The sequence below is a fragment of the Paenibacillus abyssi genome (assembly GCF_014640295.1).
GTDB classification, from domain to species: domain Bacteria; phylum Bacillota; class Bacilli; order Paenibacillales; family Paenibacillaceae; genus Paenibacillus_D; species Paenibacillus_D abyssi.
The window spans coordinates 37569-58934 of sequence record NZ_BMGR01000007.1; the positions used below are offsets into that span (position 1 = coordinate 37569).

Consider the following 21366-nt stretch of genomic DNA (forward strand, 5'->3'; position numbering starts at 1 on the left):
TCCTGATGAATCTGCGCAGGAGTCCATTTTCTAGCAACAGGCTCCAATCATAGCGTTAAAGGAGTGAATACTCATGGGCAAGAACAGCACACATGATCGTCCGCTCGCCCAGAACAAGAAAGCTTCCCATGATTACTTCATTGAAGAAACCTATGAAGCGGGGATCGTCTTAACAGGAACGGAGATCAAGTCGGTAAGGCAAGGCCGTGCGAACATTAACGACGCTTTCGCCACCATAAGAAACGGTGAGATCTTTATTCACAATATGCATATCAGCCCGTTCGAGCAGGGCAACCGCCATAATCCGACGGACCCTACGAGAGCTCGTAAGCTGCTGCTGCATAAATCACAGATTCATAAGCTTCTCGGCTTATCCAAGCAGGAAGGCTACGCCATCGTGCCGCTGAAGATCTATGCGCGCAACGGCTATGCGAAGCTGCTGATTGGCCTTGGTAAAGGGAAGAAGCAGTATGACAAACGCGATACAGCGGCCAAGCGCGACGCGCAGCGCGATATTCAGCGCGCACTGCGGGAGAAACAGAAGGTTGCACGATAATCCGATTTTTACGTTTTCCATCGGTTAACCAACGGTTCCAATAATCGATTGCGACATTGTGGACCGAATCGTGTTATACTATAAACACGGCATTGGATATGCCGAAACAGCAAGTATGCAACGGCTCGAGACCATCCTTTGAATAAGGATGCCGCTCATGATCCGAAGCGACCTTTCTATTAGGGGGGCGTTCTTGGATTCGACGGGGATAGTTCGAGCATGGGTTGCGGGTAGTGGGGACGCGTCCGCTTCATCAACGCTAAAGCCTATTAAACGGCAAACAACAAAACAACTACGCTTTAGCAGCTTAATAACCTGTTAGCGTGCTTCTACCTGGCATCGCCCATGTGACTAGGATAGGGGCTCAACTGTAGTGGGATACGCCGCTCGGTCTCCGCCTGGGGTCGACGGAAGAAGATAATCAGGCTGACCTTGGAAGAAGCCGGTTACGGGGCGTCCTCCTGGGTGACATCAAAACTGTGACTACACCCGTAGAAGTCTGTGTGGCGTTATCTTCGGACAGGGGTTCAAATCCCCTCGCCTCCACCAATACCATCAGAAGGGACACCTCAAGCGGTGTCCCTTTTGTCTTTTCTCTATACATGGTGGTTCCCTGAAGCCTTGATATTACTGGGATTGTACGAACTGGGACAGGGTATCAGAAAAGTTTTTGGCCAACTCAAGGTGTGGTACCGCAATGCATCAGACTAATTCTTTAATAGCACAACAGATATTAAATATACGCCAGTAACCATGTTCTTGAAGGAGATTTAATTCTTTTGCCGAATATACACGAAAAAGATATTCCGTGGAGGTTTGAAAATGGGGTTTTGGGACAAGTTGAAAAGCGTGGCTGACAGTGCGGCGGGTAAATTAGCGGAAAGGCAAGAAGAAATCCGCTCTCTGCAAGAAAAGTATAATTATAGGGATGCTGATTCATTAATTCATGAAATGAAAGCAAGAGTAAAAACTGAAGGTGTATTTTCAAAAGATGCTGCAGCGATAAAACTTGAATTGAGGGATAGAGGATACACTGACCAAGATATATCTACAATTATCCAGATTGATGCAGATATCGAAAGAATGAAATGATAATAAAGTGGGATACACCAGAAATCTACTAAAGGACTTCTGGTGTATTCAATTTAGAAATAGCTTGTGAATAGTCATCCTTTAAAACCTGAGGATATCGTAGAGGCTGTTTTAGAATCGTGGGAAGGTATTCTTACAACAAAAATTGCGGGGGAACTTCAACTTGGAGTTGATGTTTTCCCAGTGCCTCAGATTATGGGGAGTTTCTTACACGAACTGATCCCTGTAAAGCTCAGTAAAAAATATCCAGCTTCTTGGCGGCGTGAAAGGGATAAAGGAGATAAAGATTTGGTTTACATTCCAGAGGACTTCTACTCTATTGAAATTAAGACCTCGTCCAACAAGACAAATATTTTTGGTAACAGAAGCTACGGACAAGAGAACAGCGAAAATAATTCTGGAAAATCAAAGTCTGGGTTTTATATAACAATTAACTTCGAGAAGTTTGAGGACGATATTATACCTGAAATTACAAAAGTGCGATTCGGATGGATAGATCACTCAGATTGGAAAGCACAAAAATCAGCGACGGGACAACAAGCTTCACTTTCCAAAGAAGCAAGAGACTATAAGCTATTGCTGTTATACGAAAAAGAAAAGACGAAAAAGAAATCATCAGTTCTTGTTTTTGATAAAGGAATCATGAATCTATTTTGATCATAGCGATCTAGTATTTACATAATGTATTATGCGACCTCCCTAAACCGCCTCAACATCACGCTCCGGCGAATTGTGGTTTTGCACAGCCACGGTTCGAAAATTAAACCCTTGCCCATATATATAACCGTAATGGTTAATTTAGGACAGGGGTTCACTTATTCGGAATTACGTCTAAAAGCTTGTTTAAGGATTCAACATTCGTATCATCACATAATTATTTAATATTAGGATAAGATGGATTTAAGGAGGCGATGTCTTCTGAAAGGTTACTTTATCACACATCCACTTAAAAGGAGTGGCGATGTGCCTGGGAGATATCCTTTAGAGGCAGAGGTTAAAGTAATCGATCAAATAGGTTTAATTAATAATACATATCTTTCATTTCTAGGCGATGCGTATGGTGTGAATAATTTAGGGCCGAATATGGATCCTTGTATTTTCTCTGATCCGTTGCCTTGGTGTTGGTCGTACTGCAGAATGGGTAAAAGGGGGAATATTCATCAAACCTCACACAATACTGTAGTAGATGCGACAGGTGAAACTCCTTGGTTTCACCACGCCTATTGAACCATGAGGTTAAGTCAGGAGACATTGTTTTTTTTTGGTAATTATCAGTTTGATAATAATTACACAATATCTGAAATATGGGTGGATACGGTCTTTGTGGTTGGAGCCAAGGAAAAGTGGGACATTGGTAAGGTAGGAAGGAAGTTGGAATTAAAGAAGCCACCCAAATCAGATGAGTTTACTACCAACGATGATGTTTGGAAATATCATTTTGACGATCATAGGTTTTCACACCAATTTGTAACGATAAGGAGACCCTATTATTCGATTTTTGCTTCCATGTACCCTCCGAGTTTAGAGTTCCCACATTAGTCGTTCATTCCTTGGGTTTCTGATAAAAAGCCTTTTTCAATAACAGGTTTTCGTTTAACAGAATATCCGTTCAGTAATCTCGTTAAAATTATGGAAAATGCAAGGGTTAAAGTAAAAGCTCATGACGAGAGGGACTTAAGAAGGCCTTTATTGTTTAATGGGGACCTGGCCGCTTCCTTATGGAGCGCCATATGGAACAAGGCTACTTTACGAATCATCAAAGCGAAACCTTCCCCTCAAATACAGCCGTTTTGCCGCACTTGATTAGGCTACCTCCCCGAACAATCTAAGCAGCACGCGACGGCGAATTGTGGTTTGCACAGCCACGGTTCGCTTTTTTGAACCCTTGTCCATATAAAACCACAATGGTTTATGTTGGACAGGGGTTCAATTTCGTTCTCCAATGACGTAACGAGCAGATTTCAATGTGACAGTACCGTCGATTGCGTCTTAGTGACGCTTTTGTCCGTACTGTCTTTTTCTTTTTGATGAAGCTGGGAACAGAAGGATTCATTCAACCACAAGCTGCATGCAATATTTAGACATATCAAGACCATAGAGTTCACGTATGACCTAAAGAACACATTGAAGAGCATCTTCAAGATTGACAAGAATATATATGAGTGTTATTATTTTATATAGAGGTCCTTGAAGATCATCTTCAGGGATGATTAGATCGAGAGGAGCAATCTGCAATGGAGTTATTTCAATGCAAAACATATCCTCTAAATGTAGAGGATAAATTTAATGAGTTTTTGACCGGAGGATTTGTTGCAATTGGTTATCCTGGTTTGGGTGACTTAAGCGGTCTAAACAAACAGGAAATTCGCGAACGTTTAGAGCGTGTTTATCATGAAGATCCCGCACGAACCCGTTATCATCTAGGGATGGTTAATGCTTTTTGTAATACCATGTCGCCTGGGGATTTCGTTCTTATTGAGGATCGAAACAACGGCAACGTTCATGTTGGTATGTTAGGGGCCTATAGTTTCAAGGGGGATTTGGATGACGTGGGATTATCCCATCAGCGTTCTGTCGATTGGAAAGCAGTCATTCCTCGAAGTGAATTGATACCTGAATTGAAGGAATTCATCCGAAATCGACCAAGTATAACACAGTTCAAGCATCCGATTGAGGTCGCAAAGCTTGAAAGATACCTCAATCAACAACCAGCCGCTTTAGGCATTGAAATCAATGAGTTAATTAGCAAGGCTCTTTTGATACTTGCAGAAGAAATGGATTCAAAGGATATTGAGAGGAAAACACGCGCTGCAATAGCATTGTTACAATATTTCAAGAGTTAAGGGGTGTGTCTAATGATCCTCAGTGTTGAATCGGGTAAGGAAATAAACTGTGTTCCACATCGTACCGAGTATGAAAAATGGTTGAAGAAGCTACAAAAATTCGATAATACTGCTTATGATCAGGTACGAAAGGTATTGAATAACATAGCCGATTTAAATGAAGTTATAACATCGAGTTGGATCCCTGGGCATGACTGGCATGGAACGGTTTATCAACCTCTGTATTATGCACTCGGATATGACGATATATCTGCAGCAAAATTTTATGGTCTCATTTTGTTTGAAGTAATTCTCCACCGTCCTGAAACCTGGGGATTCGGTCGTTACTCTAAGGATGGACGTCCTATCAAGGGGATGACGTATTTCAGACTTTCAAATTGGCAGGTGTCCTAAGCCACCTCGCCAAACAGTCTCAACATCACACTCCGGCGAATTGTGGTTTTGCACAGCCACGGTTCGGAAAAATGAACCCTTGTCCATACAAAACCACAATGGTAATGCAGGACAGGGGTTCAGTATGTTAACTTTACAATCGATTGTAATCATTATCTATCGTTGAGACATGATAAACAGGAGTGCAATTATCGCTATAATTAACCATAGCCATGTGTAATTTGGAGTTTGGACGTCTGGTTTTTTGTCTGAGAATTGTGTGCCATTAGATGCCGCGACTTCATGAGTAGAATCAAAAGTTTCAATCTTTGCGGTTTGGTTTTTTTCATTCCATCCATATTCCCCAGTAAACTATAGCCACTTGCCGAGGTGTAAATCCCCTTAATCGAAAAGTTATAGCCCTTTTCTTTAGCGTATTTTTCTGCTGCGCGAAACTTTGCCTGATTAACTGGAGTGTGAATCTCATCGGAGAGTTTTACTTCAATGATGTACGTATCGCCGCTTTTGTACTTTATTAGTGCATCTGGGATGTACATTCTTGTTTTGTTTTCAAATTCATACGGAATTTTAAGTGGCTCTACTTGAAAGAATTCTACTTCCTTATCTCGAATTATTGATCGATAAACACGCTCCTCTAATGGACTACGACAAATAATAGGCCCGTCATGTTTGATGGACTCTAATGTCTTTGGATAGTTAGAATCCCTCTTTATATAGTTAGGTGAAGTATATGTGGTTGATTCATTAGTCGCTTTTACGTGCGTAGAGGTTTTAGATATATCACCCGTCGAATTTGCATATTGAGTTGCTGTTAGTTTTGAAGTAACTGATCGAATTAGCTTTATATTTCTTCTGTTGAGACTTGATAAATCAACTTGGGCCCAAGGGGTAATTGGTCTCTCGCTAGATTCATCAAGAACTCGGCAGATTTCGATTCTTGAAATGCGAAAGGTTCTCCATTCTTTTCTAAAATAACAGTAAGCGACCATATAACTGGCTTTTTCGACAGAAAATAAGTAAGCAGGTTCGACGATGCGATCTTTATCGTTGTAATGCATGTAGAGCTTTCTTCTCTCTTCTAAAGCCAGATCGATCTTTTGCTTTATTGTCATAATCCTTTCACCACCCTCGCCCAATGGATAGCAATATACTGTTGGGCTTAGGTATAGTAATGAAGGGACAACTTCTTGAGCTCACGTTACCTCACCAAACTTTCTCAACATCACACGGCGACGAATTGTGGATTTACTGATCCACGGTTCGGAAAAATGAACCCTTGTCCCTTTAAAACTACAACGGTTAAGATGGGACAGGGGTTCATCTCGTATTGAACGGAGTTACTTGAGAAGAATGCCGTTTTCTACAATTAATCTTAAAGATTAAAAGTAGTGATGCCCTTTTGACAAAGCTCATCGCGTACTTTTTTATGCATCAGCTATTTAAATAGATTGCTAGCCTAGAAAACGTCATTCCATGTGCATTGCGCATTAAGATTTCGAGGTTATCATCAATTCCCAGAGCATATTGATCACAGCATGGACAAATTGCGAACCATTGAGGATTTGGTTCTTCTATTATTGTTTTTGAGACGGTTCTTAATTTGCATCTTCGTTGTACCATATCGTGCAAGGTGTAGATATCAATTTCTACAAGCTCCTGTTCTTTACATTCTGGACATGTTTCTCCAGCATTAAGATTATGAGAAATCACAAGACACTCAAGAATTTTAGGATAGATTTCTTTTAACGTTACTTCTCTATTTTCAAGTTTCCAGTTAATTGATTTATCAAGTTCATACATTATTACTACTCCTCCGATTCGCCTATAGTTAATGTTAACCGCCAACATTCCATTCCTTCAGAATCTAAGCAAGTATCTAGGCTGCATGGGAGTGTAGAATCTATACTGATTCCTTTGCTATTTAGGTCAATTATCATACTTTCCTTATTTACGTTATCTAATCCCTTTTTTGGAATGAAGTATGTAAGAAAGTTATAACCGCTGTCAGACCACAATTGTGACACTATTTTACGGCGGTTATCATATGGAAATTCTTTCGTGCTTTTAACACGAGCATCATCAAATAAAGTCTCTCGTTTCCTTAAGATTTTGGGAACTAGTATTTCCATGTCAAACGCCTCCTCTATATGGTAATATACGACTATTGGTAATAAACGGTTGCAATTATGCAATTCTAGTTATTCGCTCTTAGGGTGAATATTTCGGTGCGGCAGAGCCGCTTGGTTAATGAATGAGAGCCACTATGTTAATGAAATAGAGCCACCTTATCGGAGGGGAGAGCCACCCCGGTTTGGGGCAGCCCTCGGGAACATTATCTTAGAACTGAGGTGCTTTCCTTTTTCTCATGGAATCTTCGCCGTCGATTAGCATTTGATATGAATTATGCACAATTCGATCCAGGATTGCGTCGGCCATTGTATGTTCGCCAATCTTCTCATGCCAACCATCCGGAGCGAATTGGGAGATGAAGATCGTCGAGGCGCTCTGGTGGCGGGCTTCGATGATCTCAAGCAAATCTCGGGCTTCTGTTGCAGTCAGGGGAACCAGCAACCATTCGTCCATAATGAGAAGGCTGATCTTCTTGTATTGGGCAATAACCTTCTTATATGTTCCATCTCCACGAGCGATAGCCAGGTCCGTTAGGAGCTCAGGTAAGCGGATATACTTCGTTGCATATAAATGACGACAAGCTGCGTTGCCCAGCGCGCACCCGATAAAGGTTTTCCCCGCGCCTGATGCGCCCATAATGATGACATTGTGCTTCTCATGAATATAATTGCCAGTTGCAAGCCGCAGGATCTGAGGTTGCTCTAAGCGTCGGTCTGAATGATATTCAATGTCCTCGACGCATGCACTCGGATAGCGTAGCGTTGCCTTTTTGAGAAGCCTGCTTAGCTGGTTCGTCTTCCGGCGTGCCCATTCTGCATCCACTACTAGCCCGAAGCGTTCCTCAAAAGACAGTGTGGAGTAAGACGGGTTCTGCATTTGCTCCCGCAGGGATTCAGACATGGCGCTTAAACGCATTTCATTTAGCTTCGTAATCGTCGTATTGGTTAACATTTAGGATTTCCTCCCGTAATAGTCTGCACCGCGTGTAAAGCCATGAGTATTCACGGAAGGCGCGCTTGGTTGTTCGATCGTTGCAGCTTCCTCAAGAGTGTCCAACCCTGATTTCAGGATGGTGCTGATATGCCTGTAGCTAGGATTGGGTGTGTAGCTAAGAGCCCGTGCACAGGCGGATTCAAGACGAACCAAGGAATACCGGTCTGCCAGCTTTAATACGCCCATGCAAGACTTGTATCCTTGTTGCTCTACCCGGTGACCTGCAAGTATGGCTTTGATGGCTGTACATGTATAAGGCCCCACCTGTTTTGCCCATGCGACAAAGCGCTCTGCATTCCATTCCACATACTGCTTATGCTTTTCCGACATGTGATCTGAAACGGTATGATATTGTCCCGGACGACCGTAAAGCCGGGGATGAGAGCAGATCCGATGATGGTTGTAGAACACTTCGATAACGCCGCGCGTAATTCGGACGTCTACCTTGTGTTTGATATATTCATAGGGAACGCTGTAATGCATATTGTCTACAGCTATGTGATAATTGAACTGTACGGTGGCAACTTTCCAGGTGGCACATTCGTACGCAGAAACAGGTAGCGGCTGCAGGGTGTGCTTCTCCTCGTCAAGAAACGCACTCAGCCTGCTGCCTGGCTTTTTCTGAAACGGCTTACGGTTGAAGGTTTCGAGCTTCACTGAGATGGCTTCGTTCAATTCGGAAAGAGTGAAGAATGTCTGCTTACGCAATGCCGCCAGAATCCATGTGGAGATGATCCCAACCGTCCCCTCCACGCTGGGTTTATCTTTGGGTTTTCTGACTCGGGCAGGGATAACAGCGATACCGTAATGCTCGGCCATTTCATGATAGGTCTTGTTGATAACGGGGGAGTACCAAGAGGATTGTTCCACTCCAGTTTTGAGGTTGTCTGGAACAAGGATTTTGGGGACGCCCCCGAAATGATTGAAGGCATTGACGTGCGCGGAAATCCAGCTTTCTTGTGCTTGAGAAAGAAAGCCTTCCACATATGCGTATTGGCTGGATGGAAGAGTTGCGACGAAGATGTATACCGGCATGATTTCGCCAGTTTCCCGGTCTACCAAAGAAGCTGTCTGACCAGCCCAGTCGACTTCCATATGCTCGCCTGGCTTACGCTGAATGTGCATGGTGGCTTTAGTTGTCGCGGCGTACTTTCGATAGTAATTGCAAAACTGAGTGTACATGAGGGGGATTTCGCCGCTTAAACGGCAGCTCTCGCAGTACTCGTTCCAGAGTAGACTAAGGGTCACGCCACTCTTGGCTAGCTCTCGATGGATGTATTCGCAGTCCGGAATCTTGCGAGATGAGACTTGGGCCTTCTCGGGGTAAAGCAAATACTGAAGGTCTGCTTCGACTACATCCTCCGGCAGCGGCCAGGACACCCCCTTCTCTTTCGCTCTGGTTAATACCTCTGAAACCGTGTTCCGCGAGCATTGCAAGCTTGATGCAATCGCGCTGGCTCAATCCCATGCTGTTGAGCCGTAAAATATCTCGGTACTTGATCATTCGATGACCTCCCATTGGAATTTGTGCTCTGATGACCAGCGGCACATTTCTCCATTCTACCAACGGGTGGCTCTCGCGACTAACATGATGGCTCTATTTGATTAACACGGTGGCTCTCACAGATTAACCAGATGGCTCCTCAGCAGCGAAATATTCATTAGGGCTGGTGTACACAGCATAATAATCAATGATGGGGTGTTTTAATGAAAAGAGATGATTTCTTGCGATCAAATTTAGTTAAGTCCTTCATAGATTGGATTTCAGATAGATTAGATAAACCGGATTCGTTTATCCATGTTTTTGACTTGAAAAAGCCGGTTAAAAGATGGGAATGTTCATCTATTTATTCAGCATTCGAAAATTACAGTTGGGCTTTTACATATAAAGATCCGTTAAGTGGGATGAAAGTAACAGGTAGCTCATTTAATGATAGCTTAGAGTCACTCGCGAAACTATCCAAGGGATTGATAAATAGTATAGAAGTATCAAATACTGAAGTATGCAGAAACCATTGTTTATCAATTTTAGACTGGGGTGGAGTTCTTCGAGGAAACGATAAAAAGATAGATACACTTGGAGCAGGAATCTGTAGTTATCTTGAAAGTACTAGAAGTAGGTTTATTTCCGATATTTCATCAGAATCGTACTATAACGAAAGAGTAATTATGAACTCAGGATTTACCAAAATTTATTCACTTTGTATGGATGACTTTATCATCTATGACGGGCGTGTAGGTGCTGCTTTAGGATTACTGGTTAGGAAGTACTGTGAGGACAATGCATTGAATGAAGTTCCCGTTGAGTTAGTTTTTGCTTGGGGAAAAGGAAGAGAGAGTACCTATATAAGCAGTAGCCAAAATAAACGCAATCCTGGAAGTGTGAAATACTCGTTCCCAGAGTTAATGTATAAAAACCCAGAACGGCATACTGAAAATAATATTAGAGCAAATTGGCTACTAAGTGAAATTGTTAATAATACGAATTCAAAATTTAACGATCTTGACAAAAAAGTTCGAATGAGGGCATTGGAATCGGCATTGTTTATGATTGGATATAAAGTTGTCTAATTCTTTAAAAAATAGAAATCTGTAATTAAGATGCCTGAGGATGGTTTATGCCACCTCCCCAAACATCCTAAGCATCACACTTCGGCGAATTGTGGTTTTGCACAGCCACGGTTCGCCTCCACCAATACCATCAGAAGGGACACCTCAAGCGTGTTCTTTTTGCTATGCAAGCATAGTATTTAACGTTATAATGTTATTACGTATTAACTTTAGTATTTAGTAATGTATTAACGGTTGCGAGTTGATCATACTATAGGAGGAGAAAACAAATGAATGGTGTGGTCAAAGTGAAAGGGAAAAAGGAGCAGGAAAAACGCTACATTCGTAAAATTGGACGGATGGGTAACAGTCTGGGTGTGAGTTTACCCAAAGAACTTGCAGAGAAGCTCAAAGTGAGCCAAGGGGAAGAACTCGAGTTCATTGAGAATCAGCAAGGCGATATTCTGATAAGAAAAGTTCGGCAAAACAAGCTCCCAGAGAATGTGCGTCCTGAGGTTCTAGAGGCCTTCTATGACGTCTTTCAGGAGGACGAGGGGATTCTTGATGATTTGAGGGATCGATGACGATGACAACATTTCTGACCAAAGAAGAGGTAATAGCAGCGCATTACTTTATGATGAAGAGAATGAACGATGCGGAGCAAGCAGGTGTGAAAGACCACTCATTGCTGGACTCCGCAGTACATAGGCCACAGCAGTCACTATTCGGGGAGGATGCATACCCGAACGTGTTTGATAAGGCTGCGGCATTATTAGAATTTTTAGTCAAGAATCATTGCTTTCATAATGGGAATAAGAGAACCGCTTATCTGGTTACGAAATCTTTTTTACTGATAAATGGGTATCATCTAAAAATGGAGCGGGGATCTGCCGTTGAATTTATTGTCGATATTGCTAAAGGGGTACTTTCATTAGACGAAATCAAGAGTGTTCTTGAAAGATTTTCCGAAGAGTAGAAGAGGAAGCGATCGCCTAGGTGACATCAAAATCGTGATTACACCCGTAGAAGCCTGTGAGGCGTTATCTTCGGACAGGGGTTCAAATCCCCTCGCCTACATACCAAATGAACGAAACGACAGCTAAAAGCGGCTGTCGTTTCGTTTTTTTGTATGCATGGAGCCTCGGGGAACCGCAGTACTAAAGGCTCTGTGGTTGCTCTTGCTTCGAATACATAAAACTTCGGACACTGTGCATGGGGGGTTGGCCCTCCGTCACCGTTTTGACGTCTCCCAAGCTCAACCGCAACCGGCTTCGCAAGGGTGCATGCTTCAGTCCTGTTTATATTATAAAAAAGCGGATAGCTGCCTCGATATAGGTTATCAGCCATAAAGCACTATTTCATTTTAATCAGCGGGTTGTCTTTAGTATAGAAAGTGTCAATAAATTCTGTTAGTAATTCTTTTTCTATATGAGGCAATTTGAAATTTTCAAGTACCCATAAGTAAATTACTTTGTTGATAGCATGATTAAGTAAAATTCCTGTTTCTGTGCTCAGCGTATTTCTAGAAATATCAGGAACAATATTTTTGTTGAGTACGTTTATCATAAAGTTTGTAACTTTTACTTTAGAAAGTTGCGTCATAAAGTGATAAGAAAAATCTTTTACAAATATATTTCTAATATATACTTTTCGTATTCGATTGCCGTATGAGTATATTTCATCCTTATGAGAAAAAGGAAAATATATCGTATTATTTTTTTCGAGGAATATGTTGGTCTGTAGCTTGTACACTTTTGTTGGGTATCCAAAGGCTTGACCTAAATTTCTCAAATCAGAGTAATGTAAATTATCAGAAATAATATATGAGTCTTCTGAGACAATACCAACATTAATGGAAGAGTCCGGTATTTCTTTATCGATGAAAATCGTAATCCATTCAAGATCATCAAAATCAGTTAGCTTACTTATTGTTTCATCTCGACTATCAAGTACATCGAATATTTTATCATAATCATCTGTAAAACCGTTACTAATAATAGGGATATTTAAATAGCGAACAGTATGGTCATGACATAAAAGAGATAGATCAAAAGACTCTTCATCATCAATTTTTATTAAGGAATTTCCATCGTAGTAATAGGGGACTCCAGCGTATGATAAATCATTCAAATATGAGTAGTGTAGAGACTTAGAAAGTTCTAGCTCTATGAAACCCTCCACATCAACTAAATAATTAGACAAATTTATAATAATTTTTTCTTTTCCGACTATAACATTATTTTTTAATGAATTTTCGATTGTATATATTTCATTCTCATTCGATCTTACAATTAAATTTAATTTATAGTCGTCGGTAAGGAAAAATTGCTGTAAAAAGTCCCGCACTTTAGTAATATTAAAACTAAATTCATTCATAAAATGATCATAGTTTAAGATCACCTCAGTTCCTTCAAATGATAAATCTTCGACTTCGTTTAAACATATGAAGGGACTGTCTTTGGTCATCTCAAGGTCGTAGCGGGTAAAGTTTTGATAATGTCTTGTTTTTATAACAAGATCATCCGACAACATAAAACACGCTAGAAACCCTATTCCAAAATTCCCAATAGGCTTATAATTAAAGTTTCTTAATGAGAAATCATCCGACTGATAATAGGAAACGCCTATATTCAGGAAATATTTTTTAAGTATTTCCATAGACATGCCTGTTCCATTATCCTTTATAGATACTTGCTTTTTCGCTGCATCTAGTATCACTCTAATGCTTGGGTTGTACTCATCCTCTCCATATTCCCTACGTCCTGCTTCTATCTCCCCACGCACTTTGCATGCGTCAATTGCGTTTTGAATTAGTTCTCGCAATCCTAAAATTCTGTCACCGTATATTTTTTCGCCCATTAATAAATTTGAAATGGCTTTGTAATCTATAGATAACCGTAAATCAGAAAGTGTATATCCTTGGGGCTGGATATTATTCTCTACCGGAAATTGGATTAGTAATTTGTATTTGTCATTCATTTGGGAGGTTATAGAATTAGCACTTTGAATCTCGTTATTAATCCAATCAATGTATCCCAGGATTTTCCTGTGTATTGAAGAATCTGAGCAATGACCATAAAGCACGATGCTTTTTTGGCCAGTTCTTTCATCTGTTTTTATCTTATCTCTATTTTCAATAACAAAGTGTTGTCTCCATTCTTCAGAACTATTCCCTGTTGGCTGAATTAGTTCAAATAATTTAGGAGGTGTTCTCTGACTATCAATATCAAGAATATCTGATAGTCTTAATAAGACTGCACAGAACTGTGTATTGAAGCTATACTCTCCTTTTTCACCATGTCGTTTTAGTTTATTTTTTAACCATGAACTATCTTGTGTATGACTTTCACATATTAAAGCTACTTCTTCCGAGAAGTTAGAAGCCGGTTGAGAAGGGAGGGACAAATAGTTCATTAATTTATTCCTAACGAAATCAGCAGATCTTTTGGCATGAATCCTTCTTATGTAGTCTTGAATGGCCTGAGCATGATCATCATTAAATTTCTTCAAAACGGCGTGATAATTAATTTCTGAAGAAAAACAATGTCCATTCTGTATGTTAATTATTTCTTCTTCGGAAACAAACATCCCAATGTCATGTAATAAAGCAGAGTATATTAGCAAAGCTATGTCTAAATCACTTATTTTTGTAACATCTGGAATTAGGTCATACATTGACTCTATAATTCTTATTGAATGCTCGATATTATGTAATGTATATTTCTTGAATGTTTGATGGATGCCTTCACTTAGGATAGGCTCAACCTCTCTGGCCATTGTAAGAATATTATCGGCAAACTCGCTGTTTTTCTCGATTAGATACTGTAGAAGTCTCGGTTGGTTTAGTTCTAATTTGCTCTTATAATCAGCTGCTCTTTGAGACATGCTTTTCCACGCTCCATATCTATCTTTGTTAATCTACGGTCAATGCAAGCTATTCACTTGTGGTATTTGAAATAGGTAGGTAAGGTTACCTGCTAGATCGCGTATTCAAGAGCTTGTGCGACGACCTCTTGGCTTTCTTCAGCTCGACGATGCCCATGTCGCCAGAGGAGTCGGTGCCAAGCAGATCGGGATATTTGTCGCTCTCGCCTATCGTTGCTCTGACTTGCCGACCGATCCAACGCAAGGTATCACCCTCGTCTTCCTCAAACAATACGTTAAGGCAGTTCTCCAGCCATTGCTCGAAATCATTTTCGTAGTCAATCTTGCCCATGACCACTTTCTCCAATACGCCTGAAGATAACTCATCATCGTTGTAAGACAGGCTGTAGAGTCCCGCTCCCTGTTCGTTAGTACATACTTTTTTTCTTGAATTGAATGAATGGATGCCCTGATATCCTGCCTACCGGCGTATGAGCATACAAAAAAGGTGCATCGTACCAATAATTGTACAACGTACCAGTTCGTTTGACTATGCTTTTGTAGGTCTTTGGGCGTAGTTTCGGATAAATCTTCTCTAACCGGTCAAATTCCTCTTCCAAATCGTTCAAAATTAATAAATACGATACTTCATTACTCTATAACCGGCAGAGAAGTTACTGCAGTCTTTGTATATATCGTACCATACCTGATTTGTAACCCTGTTAGCAAAATATTATTGATCTTATCTCTGTGCCTGTCCGATCAACTTGGATAGTACAGCTCTTGTGCATATAAATAGACAATCGCATAGGCAATCTGTAGTCGAGCGGCGACCGGATGAAGTACGGTTCGTTTTGAAGATGGCTCAATATTCCAATTAGCCGCCGCGGGATATGGGGGTAAGAAAATAGCTCGTATTCTCAATGATCAGCAAGGAGCAAAGTGAACCAATTGGCGACCGTCAACCGTACTGTCGATTTTAGCGAATCAAGCATACTGCGGGCATCGAATATGGAACAAGAAATGCGAGACAACAAAGATAAAAAATCCTCAGCAGAAATGGATTATCAAGAGAAACAGTCATCCTCCGATTATCGATGAACAATTATGGTCTGCGGCACAATCAGCCTTAATGGCCCGTAAGATGAACAAATGAATTGATGTTTTTCCATCGCAGGTATGCCCATTGTAGCGTGCCTGCTTTTTTATGCCCAAAATCCAATATACGAAGGAGATGTATGTAAATGAAAGTGGTATGTTATGTTCGCGTTTCATCAGATCGGCAAGAAGAGAAGGAATTATCAATTCCCACAAAGTTGAAGGCTATCCAACAATATTGTCAGCAAAAGCAATGGATTATCGTGCATGAATTCATCGAGAAAGGGCAGTCAGCTAAAACCGACGATAGGCCTGAATTTCAAAAGATGATTGCCATGGCGAAACGATCAAATCGTAACTTTGATGCTATCATCATTGATAAGTTTAATCGATTTTCACGTAAACGCGACGATCATATCTTCTATAAAGCATTGCTCGGCCAAATCGGCGTGAAGGTAATCTCTGTAACGGAGCAAACGGAAGAAAATACTCCTCAAAATATGCTGCTTGAATCAATGCTCGAAATCGTGTCGGAATACTTCAATGCGAATCTCGCGGCGGAAGTTCGCAAGGGAATGACCCAAAATGCGAAGAAGGGTTACAGCAACGGTGGTATGCCCCCGTATGGCTATCGTACTGAATATGTTGCTCTTGGCAATCAGAAGACGAAGGCTGTATGGGTTCCTAGTCCTCGCGAAGAGATAGATATCGTTCACTGGATATTCAATCAGTACGCCGTAGAGGATAAAGGCTACCACAAGATTGCATCTGAACTCAACGAACGGAAGGTGCCGACGCAAAAAGGCCACACATGGTCAACATCGACGATAAGAGCCATTATTCATAATGAGTCATACATTGGCAGGAGAGTCTGGAACAAGCAAGAGTATCAAACGAAGGGTGTAAAGTGGCGTGATCACTCAGAATGGGTTGTAACAGAGCATGCACATCCGGCGATAATTACGCTGGATTTGTTTGAGAAATGTCAGGAGAAGACCAAGAGACGGCAGAACGGAGGAGGCGATCCGCATCACCTTATTGGTTGAGAGGCATTATGGTATGCGATAAATGCGGTTCACGAATGATTGGCAATGTTACATCGGCGAAGACCGGTGGCCATAGATATTATGTCTGCGGAGGCTATCAGCGGAAGGGTAAGGAATTTTGTTCGTATGTGTCTTGGAGAAAGGAGAGAGCGGAAGAGATCGTATCGAATAAGTTGCGAACGACGTTGCTTCGATTATTAATGGATAACAATCTGGAGGAAGAAATTCGGATGTACCATAACGACAAGAACAAGCATGTGAGCGTCCAGCAATCCAATCTGGAAGCAGAGATCAGCTTTCTGAAGAAAAAAGTTCAAGCTATCGAGACGGACATAAAATCGGGCAAGGGAAAGCCATTCCATCAAGAGATGCTAGACGAGATGAATCAGGAGTTGCGGGTGAAGATGGCGGAGTACGAAGCACTTGCCCAAGGTAATACAACGGTCGATGTATCCGAAGAATACATTGCGTCTGTGAAGTACGACATTCGGACTTTTATCAGTCTGTTGGACGATGAGGTAGCCAATCGGCAGATGTTGCATCAACTCGCAGGGAAGTATATATCGAAGCTGTTAATCCAACGGGAAACCAAGAAAATGTATTTGACGAGACATTTTATGTATGATGACACAGTGTTATTTGAAAAAACCATTGTCATAGAGTGGTAAAGGCATTGTAAATAGCAGGAAATTGTCTGATTGTGTGGAAATTCATAGGGATAAAGGAAGTGAGATGGGAACATGTTCCCATCTCACTGCAAGCAAATATCAGATGGAGTTTATTATAGAGTTTGGTTGATTTATTCGATTTTATGATTCTTCTATAAGACCGAAGGAGGAATTTAGGAATAATAAGTAGAATCGGAGGTAACCATGGAATATTATACGTGTGTGATGCAGGGTCTTTTCTGATTGTTCATTTAAAAGTTTGAAATAACAGTACAGTGACGAGTAGATTGACATCGCTTATAATGACGATAAGATCAAGTTTATGCCCCGTTATTGTGTTAAGACACCATCCACACGTATAAACATTTCAACTGGAAGGGACAAAGTTCAATATGAACGCTGATTTGTTTAAGAGGCTTTTTAAAGCCATTTTTTCTGAGGATATAGTTGCGTTAAAAAAAATAGCTGATCTCATCATTTCGAGTGAACGAGAGAAGAACCATGGGGTTTTAGCTGATTCTCTTGAAAAGATCAAATACACTGAAAAGCCGAGAGTCAATAATGGATTCGCACAATATAGAAATGAAAAAAATAATAGCAGTGGCATGGGGGCATTACCTACGAGTAAACGCAATGACATGCCATTAGTTTCTTATGTTCCTCGTGACCAATTAAAGCATCATATGATTCTAAATGATGAAATTGAAAGCAGACTTTCATGCATTGAAAAAGAATATGCGGCAAAAGAGCGGTTGGCTAAGTACAATCTTACTCCCAAAAAAAAGGTTTTATTATATGGCGACCCTGGTTGTGGCAAGACCTTAGCAGCGGAACGTTTGGCATGGAATTTAGGATTGCCTCTACTAAAAGTTCGGTTTGATTCATTACTATCCTCATATTTTGGAGAGTCTGCTTCAAATCTGCGAGCTGTATTTGATTACTGTAAAAACGAACCTGCAGTTCTATTACTCGATGAGTGTGATTTTATTGCGAAATCTAGAACATCTGGTCAGGATGTAGGTGAAGTTCCACGGATTGTAAATATGTTGTTAATGTTACTTGACGAATATAAATCACCAGGATTAGTGGTGGCTACCACTAATTTGAAGGTTTCACTTGATGAGGCTTTATTTAGAAGATTTGATGATGTTATTGAGATACCGAAACCATCAATTAATGAAATAAGAAAATTATTGATAACTACCTTTTCTGCTATGAACGTAAGTAAAGATATTGATTGGAATGCTTTGTCTAATAAACTTGAGGGGCATTCTGCTGCAAATATTGTGTCTATAGCACAAAACGCAGCTAAAAGTTGCGTCCTTGAGGGATCCAATATAGTAAAAAAAGAACATATCATAGGAGTAATAAAGGATATTACCATGAAATATTAATGAGGTGGAACTATGGCTGATAGCAATGGGTTTTCACATCTTCCCTTACCGTTAGTTTTAGCTGGTAAACCGAAATTCCGGGGTATGAGGACACCTGATCCAAGGACAATGGATAATAGAAGAAATCGGGTGAACCATGGAGGATACATTAAAAGACAAGTTGCTCAGCTGTCTAAATTTTGGAAGGACAGACAAGAAGAACGACTGAGAGAACAATTGCCAGAAATTCAAACAGGGATTCCCATTTTATTGGAGATAGATCCAAGCAGCGATGTGAGTTTTCTGAAAAATCTTGGATTCGAAGTTATATCTGAACTGGAAGATGGTTTTGTAATAGTATCTAATGGAGAATCGGAATTTGCAACTTTAATTAATAAAACAGATGAGTTTATAAATGAAGTATCGAGGAATTGCAATACCCCGGCTCGAATATACGAATTCCATGAGGAAGACACTCGTTTAAAGAAAATACTTGGGAAAAAATTATTGAGCATTTGGACAACATTAAATGATGAGGAAAAATATGAAGTTGATGTAAGCATTAGTTGCTCTGGCAATGTGTTTTCAATTGATCAGCCACCTGAAAAACCTGATGACATTAGTGAAGAAGAGTATAAGAATAGTAGGAAGTATAAAAATTGGAAAGAAAAGTATTATGAGGCATATGATCTTTGGGATGAGTTAAAGTCAGAGAGAGAACAACAGTTTGAAAGAATTATCAGATCATATGGTGGTGAATTTACTGGGTCATACGTAGATGGTGAGCCAACCTTTCTTGAGTTTAGTGATAGTTTTTCTGTTAGAGTTAAGATAAATGGAAAATGCTTAAGGGACTTAACATACAATTTCTCACCTTTATTTGAAATGGAATATGTTGGGGAATTGTGTATAGGAAAATCCGTAGCGGATGTTGTAGAGGAAATAAATCCAAACTTAACAATTCTCCCCCCTGATGAGGATGCACCAATTGTTGCAGTTATTGATAGCGGGATTCAAGAAGGGCACAAGTATATTAGATCAGCAATTCTTCATGAAGATTCAAGATGTTATGTCAAAGGGACAACTTCAGTTGCTGATGAAGTAGGAAATGGGGGACACGGAACAAGAGTAGCGGGAGCCATTTTGTATCCCTTTGAAATTCCTCAGTCAGGTACATATAAGTTGCCATGCTTTATTCGAAACGCACGTGTGTTAGATGAAACCAACGGGCATTCTATTCAAATTAGTATGTTTCCTCCTCTTACTATAAAAGCTGTTGTAAAAGAATTTGCGGTGGATGCTACCAGGAAAACAAAAATTTTTAATCATTCAGTTGCCGAAATTAGCTCTTGTGAGATTGAACACATGTCACCATGGGCTGCTGAGATAGATATGCAAAGCTACGAACAGGATGTTTTATTTATACAAGCCGCAGGCAATGTTTTTGATACTACAATAAAGGAATTATTCAATGAGGGTAAATCATATCCGAAGTATTTATTTGATGACAGGGCAAGAATTGCAAATCCAGCACAGAGCATGCAGGCTTTAACAGTTGGTTCAATCACGAATTTGTATTATGAAACTGAAGATTCTGTTAGCATAAGTGGGGAAAATGAACCCTCGGCATTTTCTCGATCTGGTTCAGGAATTTGGAATTCTGTGAAACCGGATGTTGTTGAATATGGTGGGACTTGGGTGAAGAATAGAGAGGGTACTGATAATCGTCTTACTACACCGGCAGATGTTTGTCCTGAATTGCTTAGGGTGTCACCTGAAGGGGCTGCATTCGCTAAAGATGCAATAGGAACATCGTTTTCAACACCTAAAGTTACATACATAGCGGCTGAAATCCAGAAATTATTCCCTGATTCTCCAGCATTATTGTATAGAGCTCTGATAGCGAATTCTGCTAGATGGCCAATTACTATCAACGATAAATTTGTCAACGCACAAGAAATTATGAGGCATGTTGGTTATGGGCTTCCTAATGTAATTAGAGCAACAAGAAATGATGACTATCGTATTACTTTGGTTACTGAAAACACTACATATCTATCTGAAGGCGAGGCACATATTTATAGAATACCTGTCCCTGATGAATTATATGCCATTGGTGAAGATTATGATATCCGAATAGATATCACTTTATCGTACGTTGCAAAACCAAGAAACACAAGAAGAACAATTAGTAGATATTTATCAACTTGGCTTGACTGGAGATGCAGTAAGATCGGAGAAAGTATTGATTCATTTGCAGAGAGGATTTTTACTAAAGGTGCATCTGTAGATGATGATGGTAATTTTAAATGGGTGATTGGTGAGCAGAGCAATCATGGTCAAGCCAAGGATTTTTCACGTTCTTATAATACATTACAGAAGGATTGGGCTATTATTAAGTCTAACCAATTAACTGATAGTTTCTGCATTGCAGTTCGTGCACACAAGGGCTGGGATGCAAATGAAGCTGCAAGATATTCTTTAGTAGTTAGTTTTGAAGCCATAAACCAAGATATAAAAATATTTGAAATGATACGCAATCTTGTTGAAGTTGAAATTGATAGCTTAGAACAAGAAATTGAAGTGGAGGAATGACTTCAAGAGTAATTTGGCATGGATCCCTACGGAAATGACTGCAAGCATAAAGGCTCACAATTAATGGGATACGCCGCGGCGATGTTTATGTAAGTGCGTCACCGATCGAAGTTTTTACTTCGTGGTTGGCGTTGTCAGGTTTTAAATATGTATAACAGTAATATC

At 40.4% G+C, this 21366-nt stretch carries 19 protein-coding genes, 1 other RNA gene and 2 pseudogenes; 15 read left to right on the plus strand and 7 right to left on the minus strand.

Features of this window, described 5'->3' with window-relative positions; genetic code table 11:
• The first annotated feature begins 73 nt into the window (after positions 1–73).
• The 6 genes from smpB (at position 74) to IEW11_RS11565 (ending at position 4884) form a co-directional block, all read left to right on the plus strand.
• A complete protein-coding gene (smpB, locus tag IEW11_RS11540) occupies positions 74–556 on the plus strand; it encodes an SsrA-binding protein SmpB (RefSeq protein WP_188531227.1) in 483 nt (160 codons plus the stop codon).
• Positions 557–739: 183 nt separating this feature from the next.
• Positions 740–1105: a transfer-messenger RNA gene (gene ssrA / locus IEW11_RS11545) on the plus strand.
• A 273-nt stretch (positions 1106–1378) separates the two neighbouring features.
• Positions 1379–1648, plus strand: a complete 270-nt coding sequence (locus IEW11_RS11550; RefSeq protein WP_188531228.1) for a hypothetical protein — start codon at positions 1379–1381, stop codon at positions 1646–1648.
• A gap of 66 nt (positions 1649–1714) precedes the next feature.
• On the plus strand, positions 1715–2305 hold the full coding sequence (locus tag IEW11_RS11555; protein WP_229725181.1) for a ScaI family restriction endonuclease: 591 nt from the start codon (positions 1715–1717) through the stop codon (positions 2303–2305).
• A gap of 1577 nt (positions 2306–3882) precedes the next feature.
• Positions 3883–4491 (plus strand): DUF8426 domain-containing protein, encoded by a 609-nt coding sequence (locus IEW11_RS11560; RefSeq protein WP_188531229.1) that lies wholly within the window; start codon positions 3883–3885, stop codon positions 4489–4491.
• A 12-nt stretch (positions 4492–4503) separates the two neighbouring features.
• Positions 4504–4884, plus strand: coding sequence for a hypothetical protein (locus IEW11_RS11565; RefSeq protein WP_188531230.1), 381 nt, complete (start codon positions 4504–4506; stop codon positions 4882–4884).
• A 200-nt stretch (positions 4885–5084) separates the two neighbouring features.
• Here IEW11_RS11565 and IEW11_RS11570 read toward each other — a convergent pair whose 3' ends face one another.
• The 5 genes from IEW11_RS11570 to istA all read right to left on the minus strand — a co-directional run bounded on the left by IEW11_RS11570 (position 5085) and on the right by istA (position 9444).
• On the minus strand, positions 5085–5996 hold the full coding sequence (locus tag IEW11_RS11570) for a TnsA endonuclease N-terminal domain-containing protein (protein WP_188531231.1): 912 nt from the start codon (positions 5994–5996) through the stop codon (positions 5085–5087).
• Positions 5997–6315: 319 nt separating this feature from the next.
• The gene (locus IEW11_RS11575; protein ID WP_188531232.1) at positions 6316–6684 is read right to left on the minus strand and encodes a hypothetical protein; all 369 of its coding nucleotides are present in this window, start codon (positions 6682–6684) and stop codon (positions 6316–6318) included.
• A gap of 5 nt (positions 6685–6689) precedes the next feature.
• A complete protein-coding gene (locus IEW11_RS11580) occupies positions 6690–7013 on the minus strand; it encodes a hypothetical protein (protein ID WP_188531233.1) in 324 nt (107 codons plus the stop codon).
• A gap of 208 nt (positions 7014–7221) precedes the next feature.
• Complete coding sequence (gene istB / locus IEW11_RS11585; RefSeq protein WP_174351843.1) at positions 7222–7965, minus strand: IS21-like element helper ATPase IstB; 744 nt, start codon at positions 7963–7965, stop codon at positions 7222–7224.
• Positions 7966–9444, minus strand: coding sequence for an IS21 family transposase (gene istA / locus IEW11_RS11590; protein ID WP_229725183.1), 1479 nt, complete (start codon positions 9442–9444; stop codon positions 7966–7968). It lies immediately after the preceding gene.
• A 270-nt stretch (positions 9445–9714) separates the two neighbouring features.
• On the opposite strand from istA, the gene IEW11_RS11595 reads away from it, so the two are divergent.
• The 3 genes from IEW11_RS11595 (at position 9715) to IEW11_RS11605 (ending at position 11533) form a co-directional block, all read left to right on the plus strand.
• A complete protein-coding gene (locus IEW11_RS11595) occupies positions 9715–10578 on the plus strand; it encodes a hypothetical protein (protein WP_188531234.1) in 864 nt (287 codons plus the stop codon).
• Positions 10579–10847: 269 nt separating this feature from the next.
• A complete protein-coding gene (locus IEW11_RS11600; RefSeq protein ID WP_188531235.1) occupies positions 10848–11141 on the plus strand; it encodes an AbrB/MazE/SpoVT family DNA-binding domain-containing protein in 294 nt (97 codons plus the stop codon).
• Positions 11142–11143: 2 nt separating this feature from the next.
• Entirely contained in the window at positions 11144–11533 is a 390-nt protein-coding gene (locus IEW11_RS11605) for a type II toxin-antitoxin system death-on-curing family toxin (protein ID WP_188531236.1), read from the plus strand.
• Between the two features lie 377 nt (positions 11534–11910).
• Here IEW11_RS11605 and IEW11_RS11610 read toward each other — a convergent pair whose 3' ends face one another.
• The gene (locus IEW11_RS11610) at positions 11911–14442 is read right to left on the minus strand and encodes an HD domain-containing protein (protein ID WP_188531237.1); all 2532 of its coding nucleotides are present in this window, start codon (positions 14440–14442) and stop codon (positions 11911–11913) included.
• Between the two features lie 85 nt (positions 14443–14527).
• Entirely contained in the window at positions 14528–14773 is a 246-nt protein-coding gene (locus IEW11_RS11615; protein ID WP_188531238.1) for a hypothetical protein, read from the minus strand.
• A 609-nt stretch (positions 14774–15382) separates the two neighbouring features.
• Here IEW11_RS11615 and IEW11_RS25340 point away from each other — a divergent pair.
• The 6 genes and pseudogenes from IEW11_RS25340 to IEW11_RS11635 all read left to right on the plus strand — a co-directional run.
• Positions 15383–15577: pseudogene (locus IEW11_RS25340) on the plus strand (recombinase family protein); the annotation flags it as partial.
• Between the two features lie 88 nt (positions 15578–15665).
• Positions 15666–16565, plus strand: coding sequence for a recombinase family protein (locus tag IEW11_RS24895; protein ID WP_229725185.1), 900 nt, complete (start codon positions 15666–15668; stop codon positions 16563–16565).
• A 35-nt stretch (positions 16566–16600) separates the two neighbouring features.
• Positions 16601–16684 (plus strand): annotated as a pseudogene (locus tag IEW11_RS24900) (hypothetical protein); the annotation flags it as partial.
• Positions 16685–16693: 9 nt separating this feature from the next.
• A complete protein-coding gene (locus IEW11_RS24905; RefSeq protein ID WP_229725238.1) occupies positions 16694–17233 on the plus strand; it encodes a hypothetical protein in 540 nt (179 codons plus the stop codon).
• A gap of 392 nt (positions 17234–17625) precedes the next feature.
• On the plus strand, positions 17626–18627 hold the full coding sequence (locus IEW11_RS11630) for an AAA family ATPase (RefSeq protein WP_188531239.1): 1002 nt from the start codon (positions 17626–17628) through the stop codon (positions 18625–18627).
• Positions 18628–18639: 12 nt separating this feature from the next.
• The gene (locus IEW11_RS11635) at positions 18640–21201 is read left to right on the plus strand and encodes a S8 family peptidase (RefSeq protein ID WP_188531240.1); all 2562 of its coding nucleotides are present in this window, start codon (positions 18640–18642) and stop codon (positions 21199–21201) included.
• Positions 21202–21366: the final 165 nt, after the last annotated feature.

Bases quoted from the DNA above. Each gene is read 5' to 3' on its own strand.
- smpB (WP_188531227.1), top strand. From the start codon at position 74: ATGGGCAAGAACAGCACACATGATCGTCCGCTCGCCCAGAACAAGAAA.
- IEW11_RS11605 (WP_188531236.1), top strand. From the start codon at position 11,144: ATGACAACATTTCTGACCAAAGAAGAGGTAATAGCAGCGCATTACTTT.
- IEW11_RS11595 (WP_188531234.1), top strand. From the start codon at position 9,715: ATGAAAAGAGATGATTTCTTGCGATCAAATTTAGTTAAGTCCTTCATA.
- IEW11_RS24895 (WP_229725185.1), top strand. From the start codon at position 15,666: ATGAAAGTGGTATGTTATGTTCGCGTTTCATCAGATCGGCAAGAAGAG.
- IEW11_RS11570 (WP_188531231.1), bottom strand. From the start codon at position 5,996: ATGACAATAAAGCAAAAGATCGATCTGGCTTTAGAAGAGAGAAGAAAG.
- IEW11_RS11600 (WP_188531235.1), top strand. From the start codon at position 10,848: ATGAATGGTGTGGTCAAAGTGAAAGGGAAAAAGGAGCAGGAAAAACGC.
- istB (WP_174351843.1), bottom strand. From the start codon at position 7,965: ATGTTAACCAATACGACGATTACGAAGCTAAATGAAATGCGTTTAAGC.
- IEW11_RS11615 (WP_188531238.1), bottom strand. From the start codon at position 14,773: ATGGGCAAGATTGACTACGAAAATGATTTCGAGCAATGGCTGGAGAAC.
- IEW11_RS11575 (WP_188531232.1), bottom strand. From the start codon at position 6,684: ATGTATGAACTTGATAAATCAATTAACTGGAAACTTGAAAATAGAGAA.
- IEW11_RS11610 (WP_188531237.1), bottom strand. From the start codon at position 14,442: ATGTCTCAAAGAGCAGCTGATTATAAGAGCAAATTAGAACTAAACCAA.
- IEW11_RS11560 (WP_188531229.1), top strand. From the start codon at position 3,883: ATGGAGTTATTTCAATGCAAAACATATCCTCTAAATGTAGAGGATAAA.
- IEW11_RS11635 (WP_188531240.1), top strand. From the start codon at position 18,640: ATGGCTGATAGCAATGGGTTTTCACATCTTCCCTTACCGTTAGTTTTA.
- IEW11_RS11565 (WP_188531230.1), top strand. From the start codon at position 4,504: ATGATCCTCAGTGTTGAATCGGGTAAGGAAATAAACTGTGTTCCACAT.
- IEW11_RS11550 (WP_188531228.1), top strand. From the start codon at position 1,379: ATGGGGTTTTGGGACAAGTTGAAAAGCGTGGCTGACAGTGCGGCGGGT.
- IEW11_RS11630 (WP_188531239.1), top strand. From the start codon at position 17,626: ATGAACGCTGATTTGTTTAAGAGGCTTTTTAAAGCCATTTTTTCTGAG.
- IEW11_RS11580 (WP_188531233.1), bottom strand. From the start codon at position 7,013: ATGGAAATACTAGTTCCCAAAATCTTAAGGAAACGAGAGACTTTATTT.